Here is a 25,854-nt window from a genome sequence, read left to right as displayed (position 1 = left end):
CAGCAAGATCACGAACTACAGCTGGAGTACTAACCGGCACCGCCACTCACGAGGGGATCAGGCGTCGAGGTCCTTGGCGATCAACTCGACCAGCACGTCCACCGACTCCCGAGCCTGCGCGCCGTCCGCACTGAGCTCGACCTCGTCGCCGTGCGCGGCCCCGAGAGTCATCAGACTGAGCACACTGCCCGCGTCCACCGGGTCACCGACCGCGCCACCGGAAACCTTGGCGATCCGAACCTTCGCGGGCTGCGCGGCGGCGGCCTGCGCGACCAGCCCTGCCGGGCGGGCGTGCAGTCCGACCCTGCTGGCGACGACGATGCGGCGTTGGTACACGACAGCCTCCTCAGGCATTGACCGGATGAGCGGAAACAGCGGCGGCCGGCTCGGCGGAACGGAACCGCAGCTGCTTGAGCAGGACCACCGACGTGGCGGCGACCAGCGTCCCGGCCACGAGCGCGACCAGGAACAGCAGCGGGTTGCCGATCAGCGGCACCACGAAGATCCCGCCGTGCGGCGCGCGCAGCGTCGCGCCGAAAGCCATCGACAGCGCTCCGGTGACGGCCGAACCGGCCATGATCGACGGGATCACCCGGAACGGATCCGCCGCGGCGAACGGGATCGCGCCCTCGGTGATGAACGAGGCGCCGAGCAGCCACGCGGCCCGGCCGTTCTCGCGCTCGGCGGCGGTGAACAGCTTCTTCCGCACGGTCGAGGCGAGCGCGAGGGCGAGCGGCGGCACCATCCCGGCCGCCATCACGGCGGCCATGATCTGCAGCGAACCGGCGCTGCCGGTGGTCAGGCCGCCGACGGCGAACGCGTACGCGGCCTTGTTGACCGGGCCGCCCATGTCGAACGCCATCATCAGGCCGAGCAGCGCGCCCAGCAGCACCGCGCTGGTGCCGCTCAGGCTGTTCAGCCAGTGGGTGAGGCCGGTGGTGGCGATCGCGATCGGCTTGCCGACCACGACGTACATCAGCACGCCGACCACGACGGTCCCGAGCAGCGGGTAGACGACCACCGGCATGATCCCGCGCATCGCCTTCGGCACCCGGATCTTCTTGAGCCCCAGCACCACGCCGCCGGCGAACAGACCGGCCACCAGGCCGCCGAGGAATCCGGCCCCGATGGCGACCGAGACCGCCCCGCCGACGAAACCGGGTGCGATGGCGGGCCGGTCGGCCATCGCGAACGCGATGAACCCGGCGAGCACCGGCACCAGAAACTGGAACGCCACGCTGCCGATCTGGTACATCAGCGCGGCCCAGCCGGCGAGCGAACCGGCGTCGAAATGCTCGGTGACCTTGGGCGCGTCGGCGATCTGGTACCCGCCGAGCGCGAAGCTCACCGCGATCAGCAGCCCGCCCGCGGCGACGAACGGGATGAGGTAGCTGACGCCGGTCATCAGCCATTGCCGGATCCGGGCACCGAGCCGGTCGTGCTCGCCGACCTTGGTGGTCAGTTCCGGTTCCGCGGCGGCGGGCTGATCGGCGGGCTGGTCGGCGGGCGGCTCCGCAGCAGCGGCCTTCGCCCGTTCGAACAGCCCGGCCGCGTCGTTGATCGCGGCCTTCACCGGGGCTTCGACGATCGGCTTGCCCGCGAACCGCTCCCGGCCGGCCACGGCGAGGTCGGCGGCGAAGATGACGGCGTCGGCGTCCGCGATGTCCGCCGCGGACAACGGTTCGGAACCGGCGGAGCCCTGCGTCTCGACCACGATCGTGTCGCCGTTGGCCTTCGCGGTCTGCTCCAGCGATTCGGCGGCCATGTACGTGTGCGCGATGCCGGTGGGGCACGCGGTGATGGCGACGAACTTCATGTCAGGACACCTCCTCGCCGATGTAGGCCGCGACCGCCGCGGGATCGGCGGCGTCCAGCAGGGTCTGCTTGAACTCCGCGCGGACGAGCCGGCGGGCCAGCGCGGCGAGCACCTTCAGGTGCGCGGAATCCGCGCCGTCCGGCGCGGCGATGAGGAAGATCAGCTTTGCCGGGCCGTCCGGGGCACCGAAATCGATGCCGTCGGCACTGCGGCCGAAGGCGAGCGTCGGCGCGGTGACGGCGGCCGAGCGGCAGTGCGGGATGCCGATGCCGCCCTCCAGCCCGGTGGCCATCTGCTCCTCGCGAGCGGCGACGTCCTTGAGGAACAGGTCGAGGTCGGTCACCCGCCCGGCGGACACGAGCCGTCCGGCGAGCGCGCGGACCGCGGCGTTCTTGTCCGCGGCGGCGAGCTCGAGGTCGACCAGGTCGGCGGTGATCAGGTCTGAGGTGGTCATGCTGCGGCTCCGCTGAGGGTGAGGGTGGGATCTGCGGCGAGCAGGCGCACCTGGTCCGGGTGCACGTCCTGCGGGGCGGGCATGCGGCTGCCCTCCTGCGCGACCGCGGCGGTGCCGTAGGCGACCGCGGCGCGCAGGGCTTGGGGGCCGGTTCCTCCCGCGTGGAGGAATCCGGCGAGTGCGGCGTCTCCGGCGCCGACGGTGCTGCGCACGGCGACCAGCGGGCCGAGCGCGTGCCAGGTCTCGGCGCCCTCGACCAGCACGGCGCCGCGCGCGCCGAGGCTGACCAGCACCGCGCCGACGCCCTCGGCGACCAGACCGCGGCACACCTGCACCACGTCGCCGAGCTGGGGCAGCGACCGCCCGGCCAGCTCGGCCAGCTCGTCGAGGTTCGGCTTGATCAGGTCGGGGCGAGCGGCGAGCGCGGCGGCCAGCGGCGCCCCGGAGGAGTCGACGGCGACCTTCGCCCCGGCGTCGCGGGCGAGTTCGCCGAGCTGGGCGTAGAAATCGTCGGGCACCCCGGCCGGCACGCTGCCGCAGCACACGACCCACTCGGCGCGCGCGGCGAGTTCGACGGTGCGCTGCCGCAGAACGGCCAGCTCCGCCGGGGAAAGCTCCGGGCCGGGCTCATTGATCTTGGTGGTCGTGCCGTCCGCTTCGACCAGGGTGATGTTGCTGCGGGTGGTACCGGAGATCGGCACCGCGACGACGGGCACGCCCTCGGGCGCGAGCAGGTCGGCCAGCCGCTCGCCGACCGGACCGCCCGCCGGAAGCAAGGCGACGGTCGGCGACCCGGCGGCGGCGAGCGCGCGGGAAACGTTGACGCCCTTGCCACCGGGATCAAGCCGGACCCGGGAGGCACGCAGCACCTCGCCGCGCCGAAGCTCGCCGAGCTGAGCGGTGCGGTCCAGGCTCGGGTTGGGCGTGACGGTGACGATCATGCGATCACCGCCAGGGCGGCCGGCAGAACGATCTCCGGCAGCCCGCGGTCGCGGTCCAGACTCCGGTCGGACGTGACAACGGCACTCATGCGAGCACCACCTCAGGACCGGCCTCTTCCAGCTCCGCGACCGCGCCCGCGTCGATCCCGCCGTCGGTCACGAGCACGTCGATCTCCGACAAGCGGGCGAACCGGCTGAGCTGGTCCGCGCCGTACTTGCTGTGGTCGGCGAGCAGGACGCGGCGACGGGCGGCGGCGACGAGAGCGGATTTCACCGCGGCCTCCTCGACGTCCGGCGTCGTGCAGCCGTGTTCGGCGGAAAACCCGTTCGCGCCGAGGAAAGCGACGTCGGCGAGCAGTCCGTCGAGCGCGTGCAGCGACGCGGAACCGACCGTCGCGAGCGTCGTCCCGCGGATCCGGCCGCCGAGGATGTGCAGCGTGATTCCCGGGCGAGTGGCCAGGATCGACGCGATCGAAAGGGAGTTCGTGATGACTGTCAGGTCGCGGTCGGCCGGAAGAAGCGTCGCCAGGCGGCTGGTCGTGGTGCCCGCGTCGAGCAGCACCGAACCGCGGTCGGGGACCTGGTCGAGCGCGGCGCGGGCGATCGCGTCCTTCTCCGCGGCGTTGGTCTGGTCGCGCTGGGCGACCTCGGGCTCGAAGTCGAGCCGGTCCACGGCGACCGCGCCGCCGTAAACCCGGCGGACGACGCCCTGGCGTTCGAGGACGCCGAGGTCGCGGCGGATGGTCTCGGGCGCAACGCCCAGTTCGGCGGCGAGGTCGCCCACGTCGACCCGTCCGTCTCGGCGTGCCCGCTGTGCGAGGAGCTGATGCCGTTCGGCGGCGTACATGCCCGTTCCTCTCCGCTGTTTGCCCGTTGTCATTTGATTGTGCCCGTTGTTACCGTACTGTCAATCCCCAGTTACAAGATCCTTTGCTCCCGGAGGTCTCGCCATGTCGTTGTCCGGAGTCGGAGTCAGCCCCGGCCAAGCACAGGGCCCGCGCGTTGTCGTAGCCACTGACCTGGGAAAACCCGAGGACCGACCGGTGCCCGCCGACCTGGCGCGGGAGGCGGGCCGGATCGCGCCCGCCGCCGCCCGGGTCGCTGCCCGGTTGTCCGATCGTGCCCGTTCCGTGTCCGGTACTGCCCGGTCAGTCGTGGAGACGACCGCGGCGATGGCGGCGGATCCGGCGCTGCTCGCGTCCGCCGAACAGCTCGTCCGGGAGCAGTCGCTGCCCGCTCCGCGCGCGGTCTGGGAGGCGGCCGCGAAGTTCATGACGGCGCTCGAAGCCGCGGGCGGGTATCTGGCCGAGCGCGCCCGCGACGTCGCCGACGTGCGGGACCGGATCGTCGCGGACTTGCTCGGGGTGACGCCGCCGGGCGTGCCCGAGCTGACGGCGCCGAGCGTGCTCGTGGCCCGCGATCTCGCCCCGGCCGACACCGCCGGTCTCGACCCGGAACTGGTCCTCGCGCTGGTCACCGAAGAGGGCGGACCGACCAGTCACACCGCGATTCTCGCGCGGGCATTGGGAATTCCGGCTGTGGTCGCGTGTTCCGGCGTGCTCGCCGCGGACAGTCCTGGCCTCGCGGTGGACGGCTCCGCCGGAACGGTTTCGCCGTCCGACGCCACCGTGCGCGCCGCGAGCCGGAAGCCGCGCGCGGAATGGGACGGCGTCGGCGCACTCGCCGACGGACATCCGGTGAAGCTGCTCGCGAACGTCGGCTCGGCGGCGGACGCCCGCGCCGCGGCCGAGGCGGGTGCGGAGGGAATCGGCTTGTTCCGCACGGAATTCTGCTACCTCGCAGCTACGGACGAGCCCTCCGCGGACGCGCAGCGTGAGGCCTATGGCGCGGTGCTGGCACCGTTCGCCGGGAAGCCGGTGATCGTCCGGACGCTCGACGCCGGTTCCGACAAACCGTTGGCGTTCTTGGACATGGGCGACGAACCGAACCCGGCGCTTGGCGTGCGCGGCGTGCGCGTCGCGTTCGACCGGCCGGAGCTGCTGGACCGGCAGCTGACCGCGATCGCGGGCGCCGCCGCCGACACCGGGGCCGAACTTTCGGTGATGGCGCCGATGATCGCGACCGCCGCCGAGGCACGCTGGTTCGCCGCACGCGCACGGGCCGCGGGGATCGCCCGGGTCGGCGTGATGATCGAGATCCCGGCGGCGGCCTTGTGCGCCAAGGAAATCCTCGCCGAGGTCGACTTCGTCTCGCTGGGCACCAACGATCTGGCGCAGTACGTCTTCGCCGCCGACCGGCAACTCGGCGCGGTCGCCGCGCTCAACGACCCCAGCCAGACCGCGTTGCTGCGCCTGGTCGGCATGGTCGCCGAGGCCGGGGCCGCCACCGGCAAACCGGTCGGCGTGTGCGGGGAGGCCGCCGCCGACCCGGGACTGGCCCCAGTGCTAGCCGGGCTCGGGGTGACCAGCCTGTCGATGAACTCCGCCGCCCTCGCCTCGGTCGGCGCGACGCTGCGCGCGGCCGACCTGTCCGGATGCCGCGAAGCCGCCGCGAAAGCCCGCTGATCACGACGCCCGGATCGAGTTCTCCGTCCACTTGCGCAGCCGCGGCGGCACGCGCTTCTCCAGTCCGTAGTTCTCCAGGTGGGCGGAGAACACCTCGTCGAACGCCTGCTGCACGGTCTCGGTGTCCCAGTCCGGCCGCTCCAGGATCGGCTGCTTCAGGTACGGCTGCCCCATCACGTGCAGCTGCGGCCCGTTGCACCGGATCATCTGCCCGGTGATGCCGTGCGATCCGTCGCCGAGCAGGAACAGCACGAGCGGCGCGATCTTCGCCGGCGTGCGCTCCGGCGGGCAGGCCCGCAGCGCGCGTTCGGATTTCCACACCATCCGGGTGTGCGCCACCGGGCACACCGCGTTCACCCGGATCCCGGAGTCCTCGAGGTCGAGCGCCCACGAATAGGTCAGCGACGCGACCGCGCCCTTGCTCGCCGAGTACACCCCGAGCTTGCGCTGCCCGAGCGACGCGCCGGACGAGATGTTCACGATCGACCCGCCGCCGCCCGCGCCGACCATCGCCCGGATCGCGGCCAGCCCGGTGTACATCACGCCGAGCACGTTCACCTCGACCAGCTGGCGGGCCTGCTCCGCGTCGTCCTCCCAGGGCAGCGCCTCGTAGTTGAGCCCCGCGTTGTTGACCAGGCCGTCGATCCGGCCGAACTCGGCGACGCACTGGTCGACGATCGCCTGCGCCTGCGCCGGGTCGGCCACGCTGTGCCCGTTCGCGACCGCGCGCCCGCCGTGGCCGCGGATGGTCTCGGCGGTGCGCTCGGCCAGGTCGGCGTCCACGTCGTTGACCACCACCGCGCCGCCCGCCCTGGCGACGTGCACGGCGAACGCCTCCCCGAGCCCGCGTCCGGCCCCGGTCACGACCACGGCCTTGTCCTTCAACAGTCTGTCCACGCTCACTCCCCGCTGGTGCGCCCGGCGCGAGGACGGCCGCTCCGCCGGGTCTCTCCCAGTGTTGGGCCGTTCGGCCCAGTCGCACCGGACGATGGCGACGAACGGTGGTCGCGCTGCGCCGAACGAGGAAAGCTGATCAGTGCCACGGATACCCCGCGGCAGGTCAGTCCGAACGGCTCCGCGTTCCGGCCACCGGATTCTTCCCGACTGTTCACCCTGGTGTGATCGGCGGCATACTGAGGGTGCCTGCCCTGGCCGGAGCGGCGACACTCCTGGCCAGGAGCGAACCAGGCGAAGGCACAATGCGGTACACCCGCATTCACTCGATCGGGGAGGGGGCAGTGGTCATCTCGTGACGACCGAAGCGACCTCTCGGCTTACGGCGCCGCTGCGGAATGTCGAATACCGCGTGCTCTGGGCGGCGGAGGCCATCTCGAGCGCGGGCGACCAGCTGGCGAAGGTGGCGTTGTCCATCCTCGTCTACCACCGCACCGGTTCCGCGCTCTGGGCTGCCGTCGTCTACGCGCTGACCTTCCTGCCCGCGCTCGCCGGCGGGCTCGGGCTGTCGTTCCTCGCCGACCGCTATCCGCGTCGCGCGGTGCTGAGCGTGAGCGCCGCGGCGCAGGCGGTGCTGGTCGGGCTGATGAGCCTGCCCGGGATGCCGCTGGTCGCGCTGTGTCTGCTGCTCGTCGCGGTGCAACTGGCCGCGTCACCGGCGAACGCGGCGCAGAACGCGATCACCCGGGAAGTCTTCACCGACGACCATCTGTACCTGCGCAGCCAGGACCTGCGCGGGATCACCACCAACACGGTGCAGCTGCTCGGCCTCGCCGGCGGCGGCGTGCTGGTGACGGCAGTGGGCACGTCGTGGGCGCTGGCGATCGACGCGGTGAGTTTCGCGATCGCCGCGGTGATCGTGCGGGTGTGGGTGCACGACCGCCCCGCCGCCGGAGGCGACCACAGCACCTGGTTCTCCGCGACGCGCTGGGTGTTCGGGCAGCGCAAACTGCGCGTGCTGATCGCGTTGTCGTGGCTCGTGGGGCTGGCCGTGGTGCCCGAGGGGCTGGCCGCCCCGCTGGCCCAGCAGCTGAACGCGCCGTCCGCGGCGGTCGGCTGGCTGCTCGCCGCCGACCCGCTCGGCTTCGTCGCCGGGGCCTATCTGCTGTCGAAATTCGCGTCCGCCGCGGTCCGGCAGCGCCTGCTCGGCGTGCTGGCGACGACGTCGCTGGCCTTGCTCGCGCTGTTCCTGCTGCAGCCGAACCTGGTGGTCGCGCTGGTGCTGCTCGCGCTCGCCGGTGCGATGGGCGCCTACATCATCACCGTGACCGCGACGTTCTCCACCTGGGTGCCGAACGAACTGCGCGGCGGCGCCGGCGGGCTCTACCGCACGGGGCTGCGCGTGGCGCAGGGCGTCGGGGTGGCTCTCGGCGGGGTGGTCGCCCAGGCGACCGGGTCTGCCATTACCGCCATCGCGCTGGCCGGGCTGGCCGGCGTGGCTCTGGCGATCCCCACCGCGTTCTCGTGGACCCGGGTGCGGCACGCGGTCGCGGCCGGGGCCTGATCGTGGGTTGCGGGATGGAACTCTGGCCGGGGTCGAGGCACCGGCCGAATGGGTCCGGATACGCCGGACGGGAAGTCGGTTCACGCTTCACGGTCACGCACGGAACACACCTCCGTTCGCATTGTCACGAATCCGTCGTGGATCGGTCACGGAACTCACGCTTCACGGTCACGCACAGCTGTCCACCTCCACTCGCTGACAATTCATCGGAAAATGACAACAGCTCGATTCACGCTTCGCGGTCGCGCACGGGAAAACACCTCACTCGGGGGGACGGCGGGGACGCTCCTCCGCAATTTACTTCATGGATGCAGCAGTTGTCGCGGAAGGCGTCTCCGGGTTCGGAGACTACGGCCGAATACAGCGTTCGAAGTCGGTGAGTGAGATGATACCGGCAACTGATAACGACGCAGAACCGGGAAGCTTCCGGGAACCGCATCCGACACCGGAGGAGGCACGGCCCGATGCCCGGAACCGAACCGGCGCGCGGTGACCGCCGCGGCCCCGGGGAGGAACCGCCCGCCGCGACGGGCTTCGCGGGACGGCTGCGCGCGCTGATCGCCGCGAACCCCGTTTCCTCATGGGATCTCTGGACGAAACCGCGCCGGATGGTGGCGTTCCTGCTCGCCTGGGACGCGATCGCGGTGGCGCTGCTGACCTTCGGCGTGATCGCGTCGCCGAGCCCGGATCTCGTGGACTGGGGCCGGTTCGCGATCCTCGCCGGCTGCGCGACGGTGCACATCCAGCTCACCCGGCGGCAGGAGGAACGGCGGCGCAACCGGGTCACCGCCGTCCACATCGACCTGACCGGCATCTGGGTGTTCCCGGCCGCGCTGCTGCTGCCGATCCCGCTGACCCTGCTGCTGATCGCGCTGCTGCGGATCCAGCGGTGGTTCAACTCCCGGCGGCCGCCGCACAAGTTCGTGTTCACCTCGTTCACGCATGCGGTGTCGGCATTGCTGGCACATCACCTGTACCAGACCTTCGCGTCCGCCGAACTGGCCCGGCTTTCGCCCGCGAACTCGTTGCAGGTCTTCGGGATCCTGATGCTCGTCGGCTTCAGCTACGCGGCTTTGCAGGCGATCGTGATCGGCGGGCTGCTCGCGCTCGGCGGCACGTCCGCGCCCACGCTGCGCAACGTCTTGGGCACCAAGGACGACAACCTGCTGGAGCTGTCGACGATCAGCCTCGGCACCATCGCGACGATCCTGCTCGTGAACATCCCGCCCGCGATCGTGATCCTCGTGCTCATCACGGTGCTGGGCAACCGGCTGGCGGAAATCAACCAACTGCAGTCCGAAGCGCGCACCGATCCGAAAACCGGGATCTTCAACGTGCGCGGGTGGTCGGAGTCCGCGGAACGCGCGCTGGCAAGGGCCGCGCGCGGCGGGGAAACCCTGGCGCTGCTGATGATCGACCTCGATCACTTCAAGTGGATCAACGACACGTACGGCCACCCGGCCGGCGACGACGTGCTCCGCACCGTCGCGCAAACTCTCGACGAGATAACCCGCCCCAAGGACATCATCGGCCGCTTCGGCGGCGAGGAGTTCCTGATCCTGCTGCCCGACGCGGACACCACGGCGGCGAAGGTGACCGCGGAACGGATCCGTACCGCAATCGCCGATCAGCGCATCGTGACGACCGACAAACGCGGCGGTTCGGCATTGATCACCGGGCGCACCGGGTCGATCGGCGTCGCATTGCTCGGGGTGAACGGAACGACACTGGAACAGTTGCTGCAAGCCGCCGACGCGGCCGTCTACACCGCGAAGGAAGGCGGCCGAAACCAGGTGCGCTTCGCGGATGCGAATCTGCCGTCCGAGTGATCCACAATTCCGATCACCGGCACTCTTTGCGATTAATCGCGAAACCGATTCAGCAACTGTCCGCGACGGGCCGCGCCCCGTTCCTCCGCCGGATTGAGCCGAGGGGTTAATTGTCGGCCGGACCGCTAACCGGGGCGGCCGGTTTTTCGGCCGGATCGGAACGGCCGGGATTGCCGAACCCGGACGGCTGAGGCCCGAAAATCTGCCGCCGCTCCTTCGGACTCGCCCCTGGCTCGGTCGGGCCGCGTTCCGTCCATCGTGGGTCGAACCCTCCCGAGCCGCGCCGCGGCGATGCTCCCGCCCGGGCTGCGGGCTCCCCGCTCCAGCGGAGGTACGTGAGGGGAACCCTCACGGAACCAGATTCCCTGAAGGTGGCCCTCACGTACGTCCACAGCGCACCGCACCCACCGGCCCCGCACTCGCCGCGGAGAACCCCCAATGCCACATTGGGTGCGCTNCGGCCCCGCACTCGCCGCGGAGAACCCCCAATGCCACATTGGGTGCGCTGGACGCACCGAACGCCACATTGGGTGCATCTGACGCACCCAATGTGGCATTGGGGCGCGTCGAGCAGGGCCAGCCGCGCACCGCACCTGCGCCGAGAGCGGCGGGGAAGACAGGAATCGAGCACCCCACGTAGCTCCCGAACCGCTCAGCGCAATCAACGCCCTCACCCGCCCCGGGGCCCGCGGCCGAGGTTGCCCCCTCCATCGGGACGGGCCGCCGCCCCACCCCGGGGCTCACTGCCGAGGAGGCTGGTCCCTTCCAACGGGACGACTCCTCCCCCGCCCCGGGGCTCGCGGCCGAGGTTGCCCCCTCCATCGGGACGGGCCGCCGCCCCACCCCGGGGCTCACTGCCGAGGAGGCTGGTCCCTTCCAACGGGACGACTCCTCCCCCGCCCCGGGGCTCGCGGCCGAGGTTGCCCCCTCCATCGGGACGGGCCGCCGCTCCACCCCGGGGCGCACTGCCGACGAGGCTGGTCACTTCCGACGGGACGACTCCTCCCCGCCCCACGGGTCACCGCCGACGAGACTTGTCCGCTCCAGCCGGACAACTCCTCGCCCCACCCCGGGGCTCACCGCCGACGAGGCTCGTCCGCTCCAGCCGGACAGCTCCTCGCCCCACCTCGGGGCTCACCACCGACGAGGCTGGCCCCCTCCAACGGGACTACTCCGCCCCGCCCTAGGGCTCACCACCGACGAGGCTGCCCCTCCATCGCGACGGGACCCCTCACCCCCAGGGCGCACGGCCGACGAAACCGCCCCCTCCAGCGAGACAGGCCCCCACACCCAACCCCGGGGGTTACCCCCCACCCGGGTGAGGGGGACAGCCGCCTCCCGTAGCGCGCGTCGGGCTGGCACCCTGGTGCGCATGCCAGCCACCGACGACCGTGCCCCGGCCGCCGTTCGCGTTCGCCGACCTTGGTCGACGTCCGGCTGGCTGCTGCTCGTCCTGCTCGTGGTGTTCGGGTTCGGCCTGATCGCCTCGCGGCCCGCGTCCCCGCCCGACCAAGGTCCGCCGACCGGCGGCGTGCTCGCGGCGCAGAACGCGGTCGAGGCGCTCGCCCACCCGGACGGGCAGGCCACCGCGCTGGCGCTCCTGCCCAAGGACTTCACCGCGGTCACCGGCGTGAAGCCCGGCCCGCTGCCCGCCCGCGACGGCACCGTCCGCGCGGCGCATCTCGACGGCGGCTGCTCGGCCCCGTGGGGCGACGACAACACGAAGTGGGACTTCTCCGTCCCCTGCAAGGCGCACGACCTCGGCTACGACCTGCTCCGCTACGCCAACGACAAGGGCCATCCGCTCGGCCAGTCCGCCCGCGCCGCGCTCGACGACCGGCTCGAGCAGGACATGCACCGCACCTGCGAGCTGAACCCGATGAACTCCGAGCGCACCTGCCAGCTGGTCGCGTCGGTGTTCACCGGCGGGCTGGTGGTCAACTCGTGGCATCAGCGCTGGGGCCCGCCGGTCGGCGACCCGATCGGCCCGATGGTCGCCGGCGTGCTGGTGATCGGCTGCCTGCTCGTGATGCGCCTGCGCGGCTGGCACACCGCCCGCCGCACGACCCCGCGGCCGCGCCTGCCTCGCGGCGTCCCCCGGCCGTGGGCGGTGCTCGGCATCGCCGGGGCGGCGGCGCTGCTGGTCGGCGAGTCGGCGACCGCGCTGGCCGACTGGGCGGGCGCGCCGCAGGCCACCTGGTGGCCGCTGACCTGGCTCGCGCAGCTCACGCCGTTGCTCTTCTTCGCGGGCGGCCTCGCCAACGCGGCGGGCTGGCGGGCCGAACGCGACCGCGGCTACCGGCATTACCTCGCCGAACGGTCCAGCCCGCTGCTGCGCCCGGCGTTGATCTTCGCCGTGGTCGCCCTGATCGTGCCGCTGGCGCTGGAACTGCTCGGCATCCCGGCCGGGACCAACGCCACGGTCATGCGGATCGCGCTGCACCCGCTGTGGCTGCTGGGTGTCTACCTGCTGACCGTCGTCGGCGCGCCGATGCTGCTCGCGCTCTACCGCCGTACGCGGCTGTGGTCGATCGCGACGCTGACCGCCGTCGTCATAGCCGGAGAACTCGCCGCTAGCTGGACGGACGTGTCCTGGCCGCGCTACGCCGCCACGCTCGCCTTAGCGCTCCTCGCGCAGCAGGTGGCGTTCGCGTACGCGGATGGCGTCCGGCTTCGCCGCCCAGTGCTCGCCATCGCGGCTGTAAGCGGCGTCGCGGCCCTCGCGGTCGCAGTGTTCGCCTTCGACGCTTCGCCGGTACTGCTCGGCAACCCGGGCGCGCCTGCCGCATTGTCCGCGCGGCCGTGGACCGTACTGCTGCTGGGCGTGTCGCAGCTCGGCCTCCTCGGGCTCCTCTCGACACCACTGCGTCGCTGGGCCGCCCGCGACCGCGTCATCCGCACCGCCGGGCTGATGCTGCGCGCACCGATGAGCCTGTATCTGGCCTTCCTCGCCGCGATGCTGCTGCTCGTCGCCGTCGTCTACCTGCCCGGACCGATCGCGAACGGCCTGACCTGGCTCCTGCAGCCGCGCATGCTCGCCGCCGTGGCGCTGCTGCTCGTGCCCGCGGCCCTGGTCTTCTGGTGGTTCGAACGCCATCCGGGCAAACCCGGCACCGAGGTGCCCGCAGCACCGCTTCCGCACACCCCCACCGGCCGTCGTCCGGTGCTGCTCACCCGCGCGGCCGCCGCGCTGGGCATCGGCTACGCGACGCTCGGCGTGTTCGGTCTCGCACTGGCCCGCTTCGGTGCCGAAGCCGCGGACGCCGACGTGCTCGGCTTGCGGCTGGACCCGGTCCAGAGCCTCGTGCACCTTCTCCTGGGCGTCCTGCTGCTGCACGCCGTCCGGACCGGCGGAGCGGCGACCTCGGCCGCGACGTGGTTCGCCGCCGCGCTGACCTGTGTGCCGTCGCTCGTGGCCGCCGCCGGGGGCGAAACGCACGGCTCGGCGGTCGTCGTCCTGCACCTTCTCACCGCGGCGTTGGCACTGGTCGGAGCGGGTTCGTGCATGGTGCCGACGAGACGGGCGGCTCCCGCGGCACCCTGACGCGCGACACGCGTACCGCCGACCGGGCGAAATTGCTTCGGATACCGGAACATAGGTGGTGCGCACCACACCGCACGGGGGAGGTGCGAATCCGTCGCAACCCCCGCCCGGCACCATGCGTCTTCAGAAGCGGACGACCAGAACGACGAGAAGGAGCCGGCCCGTGGACTACCCGCCTCGGAACGGGCAAGGCGATCGCCGCCCCGCCCGCTCGTGGCAGGACCAGCCCGGCCGGGGACCGGGGCGGCGGCCCGGGCCACCGCCCCGCTCGCGACGCGAACCGCACGCCGCCGGACCGCCCCGGCGTCCCGGACCGCCCCCGCGCCGTCCGTACCGGGGCGCCCGCCGCGGCGGCCTGCGCGGGGCGAAAATCGCTCTGACCGTGGTGTCGCTGCTGGTCATGGGGCTCACCGGATACGCGTGGGCGTCGCTGCAGGGGCTGGTCAACGGGCTGAACTACTCCGACGTGATCGGCGACGGCGCGGGCGGCGACAAGCCCGCCGACGGCGCCCGCGACATCCTCCTGGTCGGCCTCGACAGCCGCACCGACGCGCAAGGCAACCCGCTCTCCCCGGAACTGCTCGCCCAGCTGCGCGCGGGCGAATCGGACGGCGAGCTGAACACCGACACGCTGATCCTGGTCCACATCCCGAACGACGGCAGCAAGGCCGTGGCGCTCTCGCTGCCGCGCGACTCGTACGTCGACATCCCCGGCTACGGCAAGCACAAGATCAACTCCGCGTACGCCAGGGCGATGCTGCAGGCGCGCAAGGACCTGCAGGCCCAGGGCGTCACCGATCCGAAGGAACTCGACGTCAAGGCCAACCAGGCCGGGGCGCGGCTGCTGATCTCGACGATCCAGGAGCTGACCGGGTCCACGATCGACAACTACGCGGCGATCAACCTGCTCGGCTTCAGCGACATCACGAAGGCGATCGGCGGCGTGGACGTCTGCCTGAAGGACAACGTCGACGACGACTTCTCCGGCGCGAAGTTCACCAAGGGCCAGCACACCATCTCCGGGGTGGAGGCGCTGGAGTTCGTCCGGCAGCGGCACGGGCTGCCGCGCGGCGACCTCGACCGCGTGGTGCGCCAGCAGGTGTTCATGGCCGGCATGGCGCGCAAGATCCTCTCCGCGGGAACGCTGACCGACCCGGGCAAGCTCAACGCTCTGGTCGACGCCATCAAGAAGTCCGTGGTGCTGAACCAGAACTGGGACATCTTCAACTTCGCCCAGCAGATGAAGGGGCTCACCGGCGGGCAGCTGGAGTTCCGCACCATCCCGGTCGACAACGTCGAGTACCGCACGCCGAACGACGGCGTCGCGGTGAAGGTCGACCCGGCGAAGGTGAAGGCGTTCGTGCAGGGCCTCACCGGTCCGCAGGCCGGAGCCGACGGCGCGCCGGCGCAGCAACAGCAGAAGCCGGACCAGTCGCACAAGGACACGACGGTCGACGTGCGCAACGCGTCGGACCGCACCGGTCTCGCGGCGAGCGTGTCCAAGCAACTGGTGGACAAGGGCTTCACCGCAGGCGACACGGACAACGCGTCCTCGCGCAAGACGACGGTGATCTGGGTCCCCAGCGGCGGCGAGGCGGCCGGGCAGGCGGTCGCGGACGCGCTCGGCACCAAGGCGACGGTGCAGGAAGACAAGAGCGTGCCCAAGGGCCACGTGAAGGTGTACCTCGGTTCGGACTACCAGCCCGCCGACGGCGCGTCGAGCGGAACCGGTGCGGCGCAAGCGCCTCCGGCGCAGCAGCAGGCCGCACCGCCGTCGACGCCCACCGGTCCGGGGAGCGACGACCAGCCGATCACCGCCGACGGCGTGCCCTGCGTCAACTGACGTGTTGCTCCATTCGGGGCAAGCGGAAATTTTTTCCGAAACCCGCGTAATGAGCGGCCGCTTCGGCACTTTCACCATCGGGACGCAAGCCCGCGTCCGCGAAGTTGGTTGAGGGGCAGGGGCCGTGATCGACGCTGAGCACTACCAGCGAGTGCTGGGAGACGAGCTGCGCAAGCTCAGGCGTGGCCGGGGATGGACGCGCAAAGAGCTGAACGCGCATCTGCAGAGCGAAATCTCGCTGCAGACACTGGCGACGTATGAACTGGGCACCCGGCAGTGTTCCGTGGTGCGCCTGGTCGAACTGTGCGTGGCGATGGACGAGCTTCCGCAGGATTTGCTGGCGAAGGTGCACAGCCGGGTCTTCACCGAGGAACCGGGCCGGGTCCGCGTGGACCTGCGCCGGGTCGTCGCGGAGGCCGGTCCGGAGCTGACTCCGTTGCGGCGCTGGGCCGAAGGACGGTTGCGGCAGAGCGGAGTCGCGATGCCCGCCCGCGCGGGAGCCGCCGCCGGCGCTTCCGTTCCCGGTCCCGGATCTCCTGCCGCGTCAAGCCCTTCCGCTCCCGCGGCGTCCGGCCCGCCCGCTCCGGCGAGCGCCTCGGCCGACGAGGTGTCGTTCGACTTCGCCGCGCTGGAGCGGATGGCCGAACTGTGCGGTCTTCCGACGGCCGAGCTGGTTTCGCACCTGCGCAAGCTCGCTCCCGCCTGACCACAGACCACGAGGGGGACCTTCGCGACTCCTCCCCTGCCGCGAACATCCCCCTCGTACTCTTCCTTTTCCTTCTCCGCTCGACGACAACGCTGCCCGCGCACGGCCAGCGTCCACTGTGGACCGCCGTTCCGCGCTGAACGCTGCCCTGAAACTACGAGGGGAGCTTTCGCGACTCCTCCCCTGCCGCGAAAGCTTCCCCTCGTACCCGTAGTCCACTGTGGACTACCGCAGAGACCACGAGGGGGACCTTCGCGGCTCCATCCCCCGCCGCGAAAGTCCCCTTCGTGCCACCCTCAGCCGAGCAGTTCGTAGTCGTCGCGCCGGACGGTCCGGGTGTCGAGCCAGTACCGCCAGGTGAAGCCCGGCCACAGCGTCCGGTTCACGCCCTTCGCGTCGAGATACCAGCTCTTGCAGCCGCCCTGGGTCCAGATGCCCTTTTCGAGCTTGTTCTGCACCTGCGCGTTGAACCGCTCCTGCACGTCCTCGCGCGGGTCCAGCGCCCGGTCGCCGGCGAGCCGCAACGCTTGCGCGATATAGGAAATCTGCGCCTCGATCATGAAGACGACCGAGTTGTGGCCGAGCCCGGTGTTCGGCCCGAGGAGGAAGAACAGGTTCGGGAAGCCGTTGACGGTGATCCCGAGATGCGTCCGCATCCCTTCGCTCGCCCACTCCTTCGCGAGATTCCGTCCGTCGCGGCCGACGATCTCCAGGCTGTCGAACGCGTCGGTCACGTGGAATCCGGTGCCGTAGACGATCGCGTCGACCTCGTGCTCGACGCCCGCCTGGTCGACGATGCTGTGCTCGCGCACCTCCGCGACGCCGTCGGTGACCACGTCGACGTTGTCGCGGGCCAGCGCCGGGTAGTAGTCGTTCGAGATGAGCACGCGCTTGCAGCCCATGGTGTAGTCCGGGGTCAGCTTGGCGCGCAGTTCCGGGTCCGACACCGCGCGGTCGATGTTGCTCTTCGCGAGCCGCTGCCCGATCTTCATGATCCACGGCTGGCCGTTGAAGCCGATCGCGCGCGCTTCCAGGGTCCAGTAAAGGAAATTCCGGTACAGCCGCTGCACCGGCGGCACCGCGCGGAACAGCCCGCGCAGCCAGCCCGGCATGTCGCGGTCGGCCTTCGGCATCACCCACGGCGGCGTGCGCTGGAACAGCGTCAGCTCGGCGACCTCCGGCGCGATCTTCGGCACGAACTGGACCGCGCTGGCCCCGGTGCCGACCACGGCGACGCGTTTGCCGGCGAAGTCGAAGTCGTGCTCCCACTCGGCGGAGTGGAACGCGCGACCCTGGAACCGCTCGATGCCCGGCAGGTCCGGGATCATCGGCCGGTGCAGCGCGCCGACGCCCGCGACCAGCGCCGGAGCCACGAACTCGTCGCCGCCGCGGGTGCTGACGTGCCAGCGGTTCTCCTCGGCGTCCCAGCGCGCGCCGGTCATCTCCTGCCCGAAGCGGATGAAGCGGCGCAGGTCGTACTTGTCCGCGACGCCGCGCATGTACTCGTAGATCTCCGGCTGCGGCGAGTAGGCGCGCGACCAGCCGGGGTTCTGCTCGAAGGAGAAGGAGTACATGTGCGACGGGATGTCGCACGCGCAACCGGGGTAGCTGTTGTCGCGCCAGGTTCCGCCGACGTCCTGGGCCTTCTCGAGCACCACGAAGTCGTCGCGGCCGTCCTTGCGCAGCTGAATCGCCATGCCGAGCCCGGAGAACCCGGTGCCGACCACGATCACGCCGGTCTCGGTGCGGTTGCCCATGCGTCCTCCCGTTAACTGTTACCCGAAGTCCAGCTTACTCGGAGTAGGTTACTGGCGGTAGAGTGTGCTCCATGACCACCGCCAAGCGCAAGCGCATGCCCCGAGCCGAGCGGGAACGGCAGATGATCGAGGTCGCCGAGCAGGTCTTCGGCGAGCGCGGCTACGCGATGGCGTCGATGGACGAGATCGCCGAGCTGGTCGGTGTGTCCAAGCCGATGCTGTACGAGTACTTCAACTCGAAAGAGGGCCTGCTGCTGGCGTGCATCCGGCAGTCGCGGTCGGCGCTGCAAGAGGCCACCGAGCAGTCGATCGTCGGCGCGGACTCGGCACAGGAGGCGCTGCGGCGCGGCTTGCTGGCGTTCTTCGTCTTCATCCGCGAGCGCCGCCAGGCCTGGTCGCTGCTGCGACACGAGATGGCCCTCATCGGCACCCCCGCCGCGGACGAGATCGAAGAAACCCGCCGGCAGCAGACCGACCTGATCACCGCGTTGATGAGCGGTTATTTCGACAGCGAGGACACCCTGCGCGCCGAAGCCTCGGCCGAGTTCGTCGTCGGAGCCTGCGAGCGGCTCGCCATCTGGTGCGAGCGCTTCCCGGAGGTGACCCCCGAGAAGGCCACCGAGTACGCCATGGATTTGCTGTGGGCCGGGTTGTCACAGCGAGCGATCTAGCTTGCACGTGAAGATGACCGTGCATTAGTCCATTCGGTCGTCACTCAGCGCACATCTCGTCCCGTTACTTGTGACACAGAGTTTTCTTACGGTATCGATGACACGGTAGAAAGACACACTGAGTGTCGCGCCAGCGGCCGGCAGGCAGGAATCGCGTCATGAGTTTGCGGTGGCCGGGTCTCGACCTGTGACGCATGCTGATGACGAGAGGGGTGAGGCAGTGGTGGAAACGATCACGGCGACGTACAAGCACGACAACGACGACTGGACGATCACCGTCAGCGGCCGCGGCAAGGAGCTGACCGGCAAGGCGCCGGGCATCATCGCCGCCCGCGACCGGGCCGACCAGCTCGTGGAGAAGCTCGCCCCGAACGAGCGACCCACGGTCGTGCACCTGCTGAACGGCAACGCACTGGAGTTCACCAGCGCGTACATGGCCGCCCGCCTGACACTGCCGGACATCGAACCGCTGGAAATCCCGCCGTCGGGCGGTGCCAAGGCGGCCAAGGACGCTGCTACGGCTTCCGAGCCCGAGGCTCCCGCTGCTCCTGCGGCCGCGTCCGCGTCCGTGGAGAAGGACAAGGCCGCCAAGCCAGCGCTGCCGCCGAGCAAGCAGCTGCCGAAAGAGGTCGAAGACCGCAAGCCGGACGAAGCGAGCCGCCCCGGTGTGACAGCGGGCGCGTCGGCCACGCCTCCGGTCGCACGCGCCTGATCCCGCAGTAGTTCTTCGTTGAGCTCGCGTTCTCGCGGGCTGGTTTGCCTACGTTCCGCTCGAGTTTCCGCGGCCGGTTTGCCTGGTTGTTCAGCTCGGGTTTCCGCAGGTCGGTTCGCCTGAGCGTTCCACGGGACCGACTTGCCTGCGCGTACAGCTAGGTTCTCGCGGACCGGTTCGCCCGCTCGCACAGCTCTTTCACGGGGCGGTTTGCCCGCTCGCGCAGCTCTTTCACAGGCTGATCTGGCGGCTCGTTCAGCCCTTTCGCAGGCTGGTTCGCCTGCTCGTTCAGCTCCCGCGTCGCGGCCGGGCTTGCCAGCGCGCTCAGGCACCGTTTGCGCCGACGGTTTTGCCTGCACGCACCCCTGCTTCATCCTCGCCTCAGGGCCCCTTGAGCGCCGGTACCTGCCCGCCGAGCGGAATCACCGTTCACACCCGCAAACAGTTGGCCACGCCCAGCACAGCGGCGAAAAACCACCGCGTAACCCCAGCGGGGTAGCCCGATCCGGCGAACGTGATGCCCCCGACCGACCCAGGTGAGGGACCACCAAACAGGTGACCCCTGGTTCAGTGGCACTTCTCACGAAGTTCACCGGGCGTAGCGATCACCGTTGTCCATCCGCCATCCAGGGCGGAAACAGCCAGTATCCGGCGACCCGTCCGCCCGCGACCGAAGCAACACCCGGCGTAACCGGAGACGTGCCCGTCAGCGACGCGAACCCGTCAGCGGAACAGCTTCCGCACCAGCAGCACGGCCACCAGCACGCCAGCCCCGATCAGCGGGTACTTGACCTTCGGGTTGTCGAGCTTCGCGCGCACGCCGTCCTTCGCCTGCTCGGCGAGTTTCTGCGGATTGGCTTTCGTGCCCAGCTGGTCGAGGGTCGCCGCCAAAGCGGTCCTCGCCTGCTCGATCTCACGCTCGATGGTCTCGGGGTCGCGAGCCACGTGCCCTCCTCGCCGCAGTCGGACTGTAGGCGGTCCACGGTAGAGGACAACCCCCGCGAGACGACGACTGGCCACGCCGAGCGAACCCGAACGTGGCGCGCGCTACGATCACACCTGGTTCCTGGGGGCCGTAGCCCAATTGGCAGAGGCACACGGTTTAGGTCCGTGCCAGTGAGAGTTCGAGTCTCTCCGGCCCCACCCCCACGGTTCTGACCTGCATCGGAGCAAGCCTGGCAACTGGTCCGGACAGACCGCATGCCACACAGGTGCCACCGATAAAGGCACTTTCTCGCTTATCGGAGACAATGCGGTCGCCTCCGCCTGCCCTCTCGCCAACGCTGAGTGGTTCTGCTCAGCCGAGCTAGGTAGACCTTCGCGTTTTCGCTGGTGAGCACCCCGTTTGAGGGAGTAGCGCCGTTGATCTCCGAGCCCGGGCGCCCGTAACGTGATTGGTCGGTTACGGAAGGGGAGGCCGATGGGGTTCACGAGTGTGCCCGCCGCGTTGAGAGCAGCGAGCCGGTCTGCGGGGGAGAAGACCGGCGGGTTGCGAGGCGCGGATTGCGCGGGGTTGGTCGGGCGGATCTCCGGTGCGATGCGAGGCGGGAAGGCCGCCTCGGCGGCAGGGAACTGCCGGGATTCGTTGTCTGCGACGTTCAGTCAGTGGTGCGGGCAAGCCCAGCGGTTCGGCGAGAATCTGGGAGCCGCGGCCGACCGGTACGCGCGCGGCGACCAGGCCGCCGCGGGGGTGTTCCCGGCCGCTCCGACGATGCGGGGGCCGCGCTGATGGTGTCGCTGGCCGATGTGCGCGCCTGGAACCCGAACGTGCTGGACGAGGTTTGCTCGGCCGTGCGGGCGAAAGTGCAGGTTCTGGTCAGCGAGGGCGACGACTACGGCAAGCTTCTCCCGGTGGACGGCTGGAGCGGCCCCGCCGCCGAAGGCGCGGCCGCCCAGCACAAGACCCACATGCAGGGCCTGGACACCTACGTCGCCGGAGTCGCCGCGATCGGCAAAGCCGTCGGACAGGCCGCCGACGCGATCCTCGCGGTACAGGCCGCGATCAAGAACGCCGACGAGCTGGCCCGCAAGTACGGATTCGCGATCACCGCCGACGGCGCAATCGTCTGCGTCTACGCAGGCGATCCGCCACCGGAACTGCACCCGCAGGACCGGGCACGAGCACAACAGCAACTGGCCGACGACGTCGCGCAGATCCTGCGCACCGCCGAAGACATCGACAGCGACCTCGCCGCAGTCCTGGACAAAGCCGCCGCCGGCCAATGCGGCACCGGCAACGAATCCACCGTCGCCGCAGCCGCCGCCGACGGCCTCAAAGACCCCGGCCTCACCCTGCCGGAGCCGCCGCCCAACGCGACCCCGGCCCAGAACGCCGCCTGGTGGGCCACCCTCTCGCCCGACGGACGAAACATCCTCATCCGCGACCGCCCCGGCATGATCGGCGCGATGGACGGCCTGCCCACAGTCGACCGCGACCGCGCGAACCGAACCGTGCTTTCGCGACAGCACGCAGACCTGCAACGCCAACGCGACGACATCCAGCACCGCCTCGACGGCATGAAACGCAGCGACCCCCAGCAGCAGAAGGAATACTATGCGCTGCAAGCCCAGCGCGAGACCCTCGACCAGCGTCTTGCCGGGATCCACCAGATCGAGGACCGCCTGGAGCGGTCCCTGCCCGGGCAACCGCCCGCGTTCCTGCTGAGCGTCAACCCGGCCGACTCCGGACAGGCTGTCGTAGCCATCGGCGACCCGGACCACGCCGCCAACGTCGCCACCTACGTTCCCGGCACCACCTCCGGGCTCAACGACGGCATGCACGTCGACATCGAACGAGCGGACGCGATGATGGCCATGGCCGGCAAAGTCGGGTCACCGTCGACCTCGGTGATCACCTGGGCCGGGTACGACGCACCGCAAACCCTCGCGGACGCCGCCAGCACCAGCTACGCCGACAACGCGGAACACTCCCTCCGCGCTTTCCAGGAAGGAATCGGCGCAGCACACCAAGGACCGGTGAACACCACCGTCATCGGCCACAGCTACGGCACCACCGCGGTAGGGCACACCGCCCGGGACCTCGGCCTGCCCGCCGACAACCTCGTCATGGTCGCCAGCCCGGGAGTCGGCGTCGACCACGCCAACCAGCTCCACCTCGACGCCGTCCCGCAAGATCAGGTCGGGCAGCACATCTACTCCACCAAAGCACTCACCGACCCCGTTCCCGCCCTGACCAACCTCCACTCGCCCCAAGCCGAACCGTTCGACCCTCTCGGCCCGGACCCCGCCACCGACTACTTCGGCGGGCAGACATTCGAGTCCGACCCTGGACATGTCGCGGGCGCCCACAGCAATTACTGGGTCGACCGATCGCCCTCGCTCCGCGCGATGGGCAACATCATCGCTGGGAACAAACCGTGACGAACCCACCAAACCGAAAAACGCTTGCGCGAATTCAGGCCGCTCTCATGGCAATCGCCGTATTCGCCCTCGTCTCATGCGGAGGTGCCTCCATGCAACCCACGGTTTCGGCCGCGCAAGCACGCGAGACCGCATTGGCTTCTGCGCGCGCAGCCGCAGCGGCCGTCTTCCCCCCTGGGTATCGGTTGACCGACGACTTCGCACCACAGCTTTCGTGCACCGACGACAACGATCAGGCGACGGGTCAGATTCACGTGAGCGTCAGCATGTGGGTCGACGGCCCGGACCGCTCGCGCAACGACAGCTACTACGAAAAGCTCAAGAAATGGTGGACGCAGAACGGCTGGTCGCTCGAATCAGACAACCGGCCCCGAGACCTGTTCGCCAACGCCCAGCGCGACGGCTATCTGATGAGTTTGGAAGGCACGGTCACCGGGCCGGACAAGGGGAGGCTCAACATCGGGGTCAGTTCGCCGTGCATCTGGCCTAACGGAACGCCCGAGCCCAAGTCCTAAGGTCTCCCAGCGCGAGAGACCGCCTTGACGGTGACGGGTAATGGGCGAACTTGCCGGCCGCGCGTCCGCTAGTCGCCGGAACAGCCGCCAGTGTTGTGCTCCCCTGCCGTTACTCGGGCATCAATCGCAACCAACCTCGCCCCGCGCAGCAGCCGCCCGCGACGACAGCCGCTCTCGTGCCCGGCTCAACGCATCGATCCGTTCATCCAAAACAGCCAGCCGCCGATCCACCAGCGCCACCGCGCTCGAGGACAACCTTCGCGAGGGCAAGTCTCCCTGCAGGCACGAACCCAACGGCCGGATGTCTTCCACAGTCAGGCCGGAATCGAGCAGGTAGCGGATGTTCGCCACCCGCTCGATCGCGGACTCGTCGTAGTGCCGGTAGCCGTTGTGGGAGCGGGCCGCGGTCAGCAAGCCCTGCTCCTCGTAGAATCTCAGCGCCCTGGTCGTCACACCGGTGGCTTTCGCCAGCTCTCCGATCCGCACGACCCGAGCGTACGCCGCTAAGCGATCACTGCGCCGCCGTCGACGGGGATGACCGCGCCGGTGATGTAGTCGGCGCCGGGGCTCGCGAGTTCGACGATCCAATGCGCGACTTCTTCCGGCCGGGCGAGGCGGCCCAGCGGCACCATTTCGCGCAGGGTTTCGTGCTGTGCTTGGGCTTCTTCGGCGGTCAAGCCCTCGCGCGCGTAGATCTCCGTGGCGACCGGGCCGGGGGCGACCGCGGTGACGCGGATGCCTCGCGGGGCTAGTTGCACTGCCCAGCTTCGGGTCAGGGATTCCAGTGCGGCTTTCGTTGCCGCGTAGAACTCCCGGCCTGCCATCGGCCAGCCGCGTTGGCTGATCGCGGTCGTCACGTTGACCACCGCGCTCAAGTGCGGCATCGCGGCTTGCACGAGGTAGACCGGCGCGAGCAGGTTCGTCGCGACTACTCCGTTGAACGCTCCGGGCTTGATTTCGCCCAGCGCGGCCGGTTCGACGATGCCGGCGTTGTTCACCAGCACGTCGAGCCGGCCGAATTCGGCAAGTGCCGCAGCGACAATCTCCTCCGCCGCGCCCGGCGAGGTGATGTCGGCGGCGAACGGGCGGATCCGCGGGAAGCCGTCCGCGGATTCGGCGAGCCGTTCCGCGGTGCGGCCCACGACGAGGACGTCCGCGCCTCGCCGGGCGAACTCGCGTGCGGTGACCTGTCCGATGCCCGTTCCACCGCCGGTGACGATCACGGCCTTGCCGGCAAACTGTCCTTCACTCATGGAATCGACGCTAAACATTGCCGTATGCGTGAAGGTCAAGCCGCTCAGCGCACGCGGTCGTAAACCAGGGCCACTTCGCCGAGGTCGCCGGTCTCCTGGTGCGCGACTGTCCACTTGGTACCCGGCAGGCCGTCGTCGAACAGGCGCGGGCCGCCGCCGGCGATCTGCGGGCAGATGGTCAGGTACAGGCGGTCGACCAGGTCCTCGGCCAGCAGCGCCTTGATCACGCTGACGCTGCTGTTGACCAGGATGTCGCCCTCTCCGTCGGCCTTGAGCGAGGCGACGACCTCGGCGGCGGGCGCGTTCACGATGCGCGTGCGCTCCCACGGCGACTCGGTGAGCGTGCTCGACAGGACCACCTTTTCCGTGTCCACCAACCATTTCGCGTAACCGCGGTCGCGCGGGTCGGCGTTCTCGTCGGCGGCGACGGTCGGCCAGAAGCCGAGGAAGCCTTCCGCGTTGCGGCGGCCGAGCAGCGCGGTCGTCGCGTTCTCCCAGATGCGGGACATCTGGTTGCGGGCGGTTTCGGTGGTGACGTACGGGATGATCGCGCTCATGTCGCCGGGGCCTTCCGGACCGTGGTAGCGGCCGTCGAGGGTCAGGGCGAGGTTGGCGGTGACGCGACGCTCGGTCATGACTGGATGTCCTTTCGGGTGATGACTTCGGTGAGGTGGTCGAGGACCTGTCCCCAGCCGGTTTCGATTCCGGCGATGGCGGACACGGCTTCGACCGTCGTTGCGCTGATCTCCAGACCCAGCCGCAGCCGGGTGCCGCCGTTCGCCGCGGGGGCGAGGGCGAGGTCGTAGTGGCCGCTGAACGCGACGGCTCCGGCCGCGTCCAGCACCGACAGGTCGAACTCGAGCCGCTCGGTTTCGCGAGCGGTCCGGACCTGCCCTTCCGAGCGGTAAGTGCCTTCGGCGTCGCGGTAGGCGAGAACGACGCGCCCGCCCGGCTCCGGTTCGAGGACACACTCGGTGACAGTCAGGGACGGCGGGACCCACCACGACGCCAGCAGCCCGGCGTCCGTCCAGTACCGCCAGACCGTTTCCGGCGGCACCGGCAGCACGCGCTCGAAGGAGAACGCGCGGCCGTCGGCCCAGCGATCCCGGTTCGCGGCCGCGGTGTCGGCCTCGATCGCGGCGTGGTAGCGGTCGAGCACGTCGCGCTCTCCCGCGTGCGCCTCGATCGTCACGGCCAGCTTCTGGAGCTGGTCCGCGAACTCCCGCAGCGGAGCCGCTTCGGCCGCGTAGACCCGCCGTTGCCCGAGCGGGGCCATGGTGACCAGGCCGGCGCGGGCGAGGGTCTGCAGGTGCTTGGTCGTCTGCGGCTGCCGCAGCCCGGTCAGCTCAGCCAGCTCGCCGACCGACCGCGGCCGTTCCGCGAGCAGTGCGACCAGCTGCCACCTGGTGGTGTCTGCGAGTGCTGAGGCGATCCCGTCCATGCACTGAA

At 70.2% G+C, this 25,854-nt stretch carries 23 protein-coding genes and 1 tRNA gene; 12 read left to right on the top strand and 12 right to left on the bottom strand.

The annotated features are described in order from the left end of the window. Window positions 1–57: 57 nt before the first annotated feature. From EIZ45_RS44795 to EIZ45_RS44775, 5 genes are all read right to left on the bottom strand, one after another. Window positions 58–336, bottom strand: a complete 279-nt coding sequence (locus EIZ45_RS44795; RefSeq protein WP_106961155.1) for an HPr family phosphocarrier protein — start codon at window positions 334–336, stop codon at window positions 58–60. Between the two features lie 10 nt (window positions 337–346). Next, the gene (locus EIZ45_RS44790) at window positions 347–1,816 is read right to left on the bottom strand and encodes a PTS fructose transporter subunit IIC (protein WP_043827883.1); all 1,470 of its coding nucleotides are present in this window, start codon (window positions 1,814–1,816) and stop codon (window positions 347–349) included. Window position 1,817: 1 nt separating this feature from the next. Beyond that, window positions 1,818–2,270 carry a PTS sugar transporter subunit IIA gene (locus tag EIZ45_RS44785; protein ID WP_043827882.1) on the bottom strand — a complete coding sequence of 151 codons (453 nt, stop codon included), beginning with the start codon at window positions 2,268–2,270 and terminating at the stop codon, window positions 1,818–1,820. Further along, the gene (gene pfkB / locus EIZ45_RS44780) at window positions 2,267–3,211 is read right to left on the bottom strand and encodes a 1-phosphofructokinase (RefSeq protein ID WP_037815216.1); all 945 of its coding nucleotides are present in this window, start codon (window positions 3,209–3,211) and stop codon (window positions 2,267–2,269) included. The genes EIZ45_RS44785 and pfkB overlap by 4 nt, the downstream gene beginning before the upstream one ends. Window positions 3,212–3,296: 85 nt before the next feature. Continuing rightward, entirely contained in the window at window positions 3,297–4,058 is a 762-nt protein-coding gene (locus EIZ45_RS44775; RefSeq protein WP_037815217.1) for a DeoR/GlpR family DNA-binding transcription regulator, read from the bottom strand. A gap of 103 nt (window positions 4,059–4,161) precedes the next feature. On the opposite strand from EIZ45_RS44775, the gene ptsP reads away from it, so the two are divergent. Next, entirely contained in the window at window positions 4,162–5,736 is a 1,575-nt protein-coding gene (gene ptsP / locus EIZ45_RS44770; protein WP_134670115.1) for a phosphoenolpyruvate--protein phosphotransferase, read from the top strand. On the opposite strand, the gene EIZ45_RS44765 is transcribed toward ptsP, so the two are convergent. After that, the gene (locus EIZ45_RS44765) at window positions 5,737–6,633 is read right to left on the bottom strand and encodes an SDR family NAD(P)-dependent oxidoreductase (RefSeq protein WP_043827905.1); all 897 of its coding nucleotides are present in this window, start codon (window positions 6,631–6,633) and stop codon (window positions 5,737–5,739) included. Window positions 6,634–6,985: 352 nt separating this feature from the next. Between EIZ45_RS44765 and EIZ45_RS44760 the strand changes: the two genes are divergently transcribed. From EIZ45_RS44760 to EIZ45_RS44740, 5 genes are all read left to right on the top strand, one after another. Next, window positions 6,986–8,194 (top strand): MFS transporter, encoded by a 1,209-nt coding sequence (locus tag EIZ45_RS44760; RefSeq protein WP_134670113.1) that lies wholly within the window; start codon window positions 6,986–6,988, stop codon window positions 8,192–8,194. A 464-nt stretch (window positions 8,195–8,658) separates the two neighbouring features. After that, window positions 8,659–10,023: a GGDEF domain-containing protein gene (locus EIZ45_RS44755; protein WP_081684671.1), complete on the top strand. Its 1,365-nt coding sequence runs from the start codon at window positions 8,659–8,661 to the stop codon at window positions 10,021–10,023. Between the two features lie 1,372 nt (window positions 10,024–11,395). After that, window positions 11,396–13,567: a phospholipase A2 gene (locus EIZ45_RS44750; protein ID WP_134670110.1), complete on the top strand. Its 2,172-nt coding sequence runs from the start codon at window positions 11,396–11,398 to the stop codon at window positions 13,565–13,567. A 163-nt stretch (window positions 13,568–13,730) separates the two neighbouring features. After that, window positions 13,731–15,410, top strand: a complete 1,680-nt coding sequence (locus tag EIZ45_RS44745; protein WP_134670108.1) for an LCP family protein — start codon at window positions 13,731–13,733, stop codon at window positions 15,408–15,410. A 124-nt stretch (window positions 15,411–15,534) separates the two neighbouring features. Beyond that, window positions 15,535–16,116 carry a helix-turn-helix domain-containing protein gene (locus EIZ45_RS44740; protein ID WP_043827873.1) on the top strand — a complete coding sequence of 194 codons (582 nt, stop codon included), beginning with the start codon at window positions 15,535–15,537 and terminating at the stop codon, window positions 16,114–16,116. A gap of 296 nt (window positions 16,117–16,412) precedes the next feature. Here the strand turns inward: EIZ45_RS44740 and EIZ45_RS44735 are convergent, their stop codons facing one another. Then, window positions 16,413–17,873, bottom strand: a complete 1,461-nt coding sequence (locus tag EIZ45_RS44735) for an NAD(P)/FAD-dependent oxidoreductase (protein WP_043827872.1) — start codon at window positions 17,871–17,873, stop codon at window positions 16,413–16,415. 71 nt (window positions 17,874–17,944) lie between these two features. Between EIZ45_RS44735 and EIZ45_RS44730 the strand changes: the two genes are divergently transcribed. Continuing rightward, window positions 17,945–18,544, top strand: a complete 600-nt coding sequence (locus EIZ45_RS44730) for a TetR/AcrR family transcriptional regulator (protein WP_037815230.1) — start codon at window positions 17,945–17,947, stop codon at window positions 18,542–18,544. Window positions 18,545–18,764: 220 nt separating this feature from the next. Continuing rightward, a complete protein-coding gene (locus tag EIZ45_RS44725; protein ID WP_134670106.1) occupies window positions 18,765–19,256 on the top strand; it encodes a hypothetical protein in 492 nt (163 codons plus the stop codon). A gap of 723 nt (window positions 19,257–19,979) precedes the next feature. On the opposite strand, the gene EIZ45_RS44720 is transcribed toward EIZ45_RS44725, so the two are convergent. After that, window positions 19,980–20,201: a DUF3618 domain-containing protein gene (locus EIZ45_RS44720; RefSeq protein ID WP_037358573.1), complete on the bottom strand. Its 222-nt coding sequence runs from the start codon at window positions 20,199–20,201 to the stop codon at window positions 19,980–19,982. Window positions 20,202–20,325: 124 nt separating this feature from the next. Here EIZ45_RS44720 and EIZ45_RS44715 point away from each other — a divergent pair. The 4 genes from EIZ45_RS44715 to EIZ45_RS44700 all read left to right on the top strand — a co-directional run bounded on the left by EIZ45_RS44715 (window position 20,326) and on the right by EIZ45_RS44700 (window position 23,152). Further along, window positions 20,326–20,399 (top strand) — tRNA-Leu (locus EIZ45_RS44715). Between the two features lie 277 nt (window positions 20,400–20,676). Continuing rightward, a complete protein-coding gene (locus tag EIZ45_RS44710; RefSeq protein WP_106961154.1) occupies window positions 20,677–20,985 on the top strand; it encodes a type VII secretion target in 309 nt (102 codons plus the stop codon). Next, entirely contained in the window at window positions 20,985–22,637 is a 1,653-nt protein-coding gene (locus EIZ45_RS44705; RefSeq protein WP_134670104.1) for an alpha/beta hydrolase, read from the top strand. Before EIZ45_RS44710 ends, EIZ45_RS44705 begins: the two co-directional genes overlap by 1 nt. Before the next feature lie 185 nt (window positions 22,638–22,822). After that, a complete protein-coding gene (locus EIZ45_RS44700; RefSeq protein WP_043827869.1) occupies window positions 22,823–23,152 on the top strand; it encodes a hypothetical protein in 330 nt (109 codons plus the stop codon). Window positions 23,153–23,272: 120 nt separating this feature from the next. On the opposite strand, the gene EIZ45_RS44695 is transcribed toward EIZ45_RS44700, so the two are convergent. Genes EIZ45_RS44695 through EIZ45_RS44680 form a run of 4 tightly spaced genes read right to left on the bottom strand, consistent with a single transcriptional unit; the run spans window position 23,273 to window position 25,846 of the window. Beyond that, window positions 23,273–23,638 carry a MerR family transcriptional regulator gene (locus tag EIZ45_RS44695; RefSeq protein ID WP_043827868.1) on the bottom strand — a complete coding sequence of 122 codons (366 nt, stop codon included), beginning with the start codon at window positions 23,636–23,638 and terminating at the stop codon, window positions 23,273–23,275. Between the two features lie 17 nt (window positions 23,639–23,655). Next, window positions 23,656–24,405: an SDR family NAD(P)-dependent oxidoreductase gene (locus tag EIZ45_RS44690; RefSeq protein ID WP_081684668.1), complete on the bottom strand. Its 750-nt coding sequence runs from the start codon at window positions 24,403–24,405 to the stop codon at window positions 23,656–23,658. A gap of 44 nt (window positions 24,406–24,449) precedes the next feature. Further along, complete coding sequence (locus tag EIZ45_RS44685) at window positions 24,450–25,040, bottom strand: dihydrofolate reductase family protein (protein ID WP_043827866.1); 591 nt, start codon at window positions 25,038–25,040, stop codon at window positions 24,450–24,452. Beyond that, the gene (locus tag EIZ45_RS44680) at window positions 25,037–25,846 is read right to left on the bottom strand and encodes a metalloregulator ArsR/SmtB family transcription factor (RefSeq protein ID WP_134670102.1); all 810 of its coding nucleotides are present in this window, start codon (window positions 25,844–25,846) and stop codon (window positions 25,037–25,039) included. The genes EIZ45_RS44685 and EIZ45_RS44680 overlap by 4 nt, the downstream gene beginning before the upstream one ends. Window positions 25,847–25,854: the final 8 nt, after the last annotated feature.

Origin of the sequence: Amycolatopsis sp. CFH S0740 (genome assembly GCF_004522315.1) — a bacterium.
GTDB lineage: Bacteria > Actinomycetota > Actinomycetes > Mycobacteriales > Pseudonocardiaceae > Amycolatopsis > Amycolatopsis nivea.
Note: the sequence above shows the minus strand (reverse complement) of the source record. Positions and strands in the feature narration are given on the sequence as shown.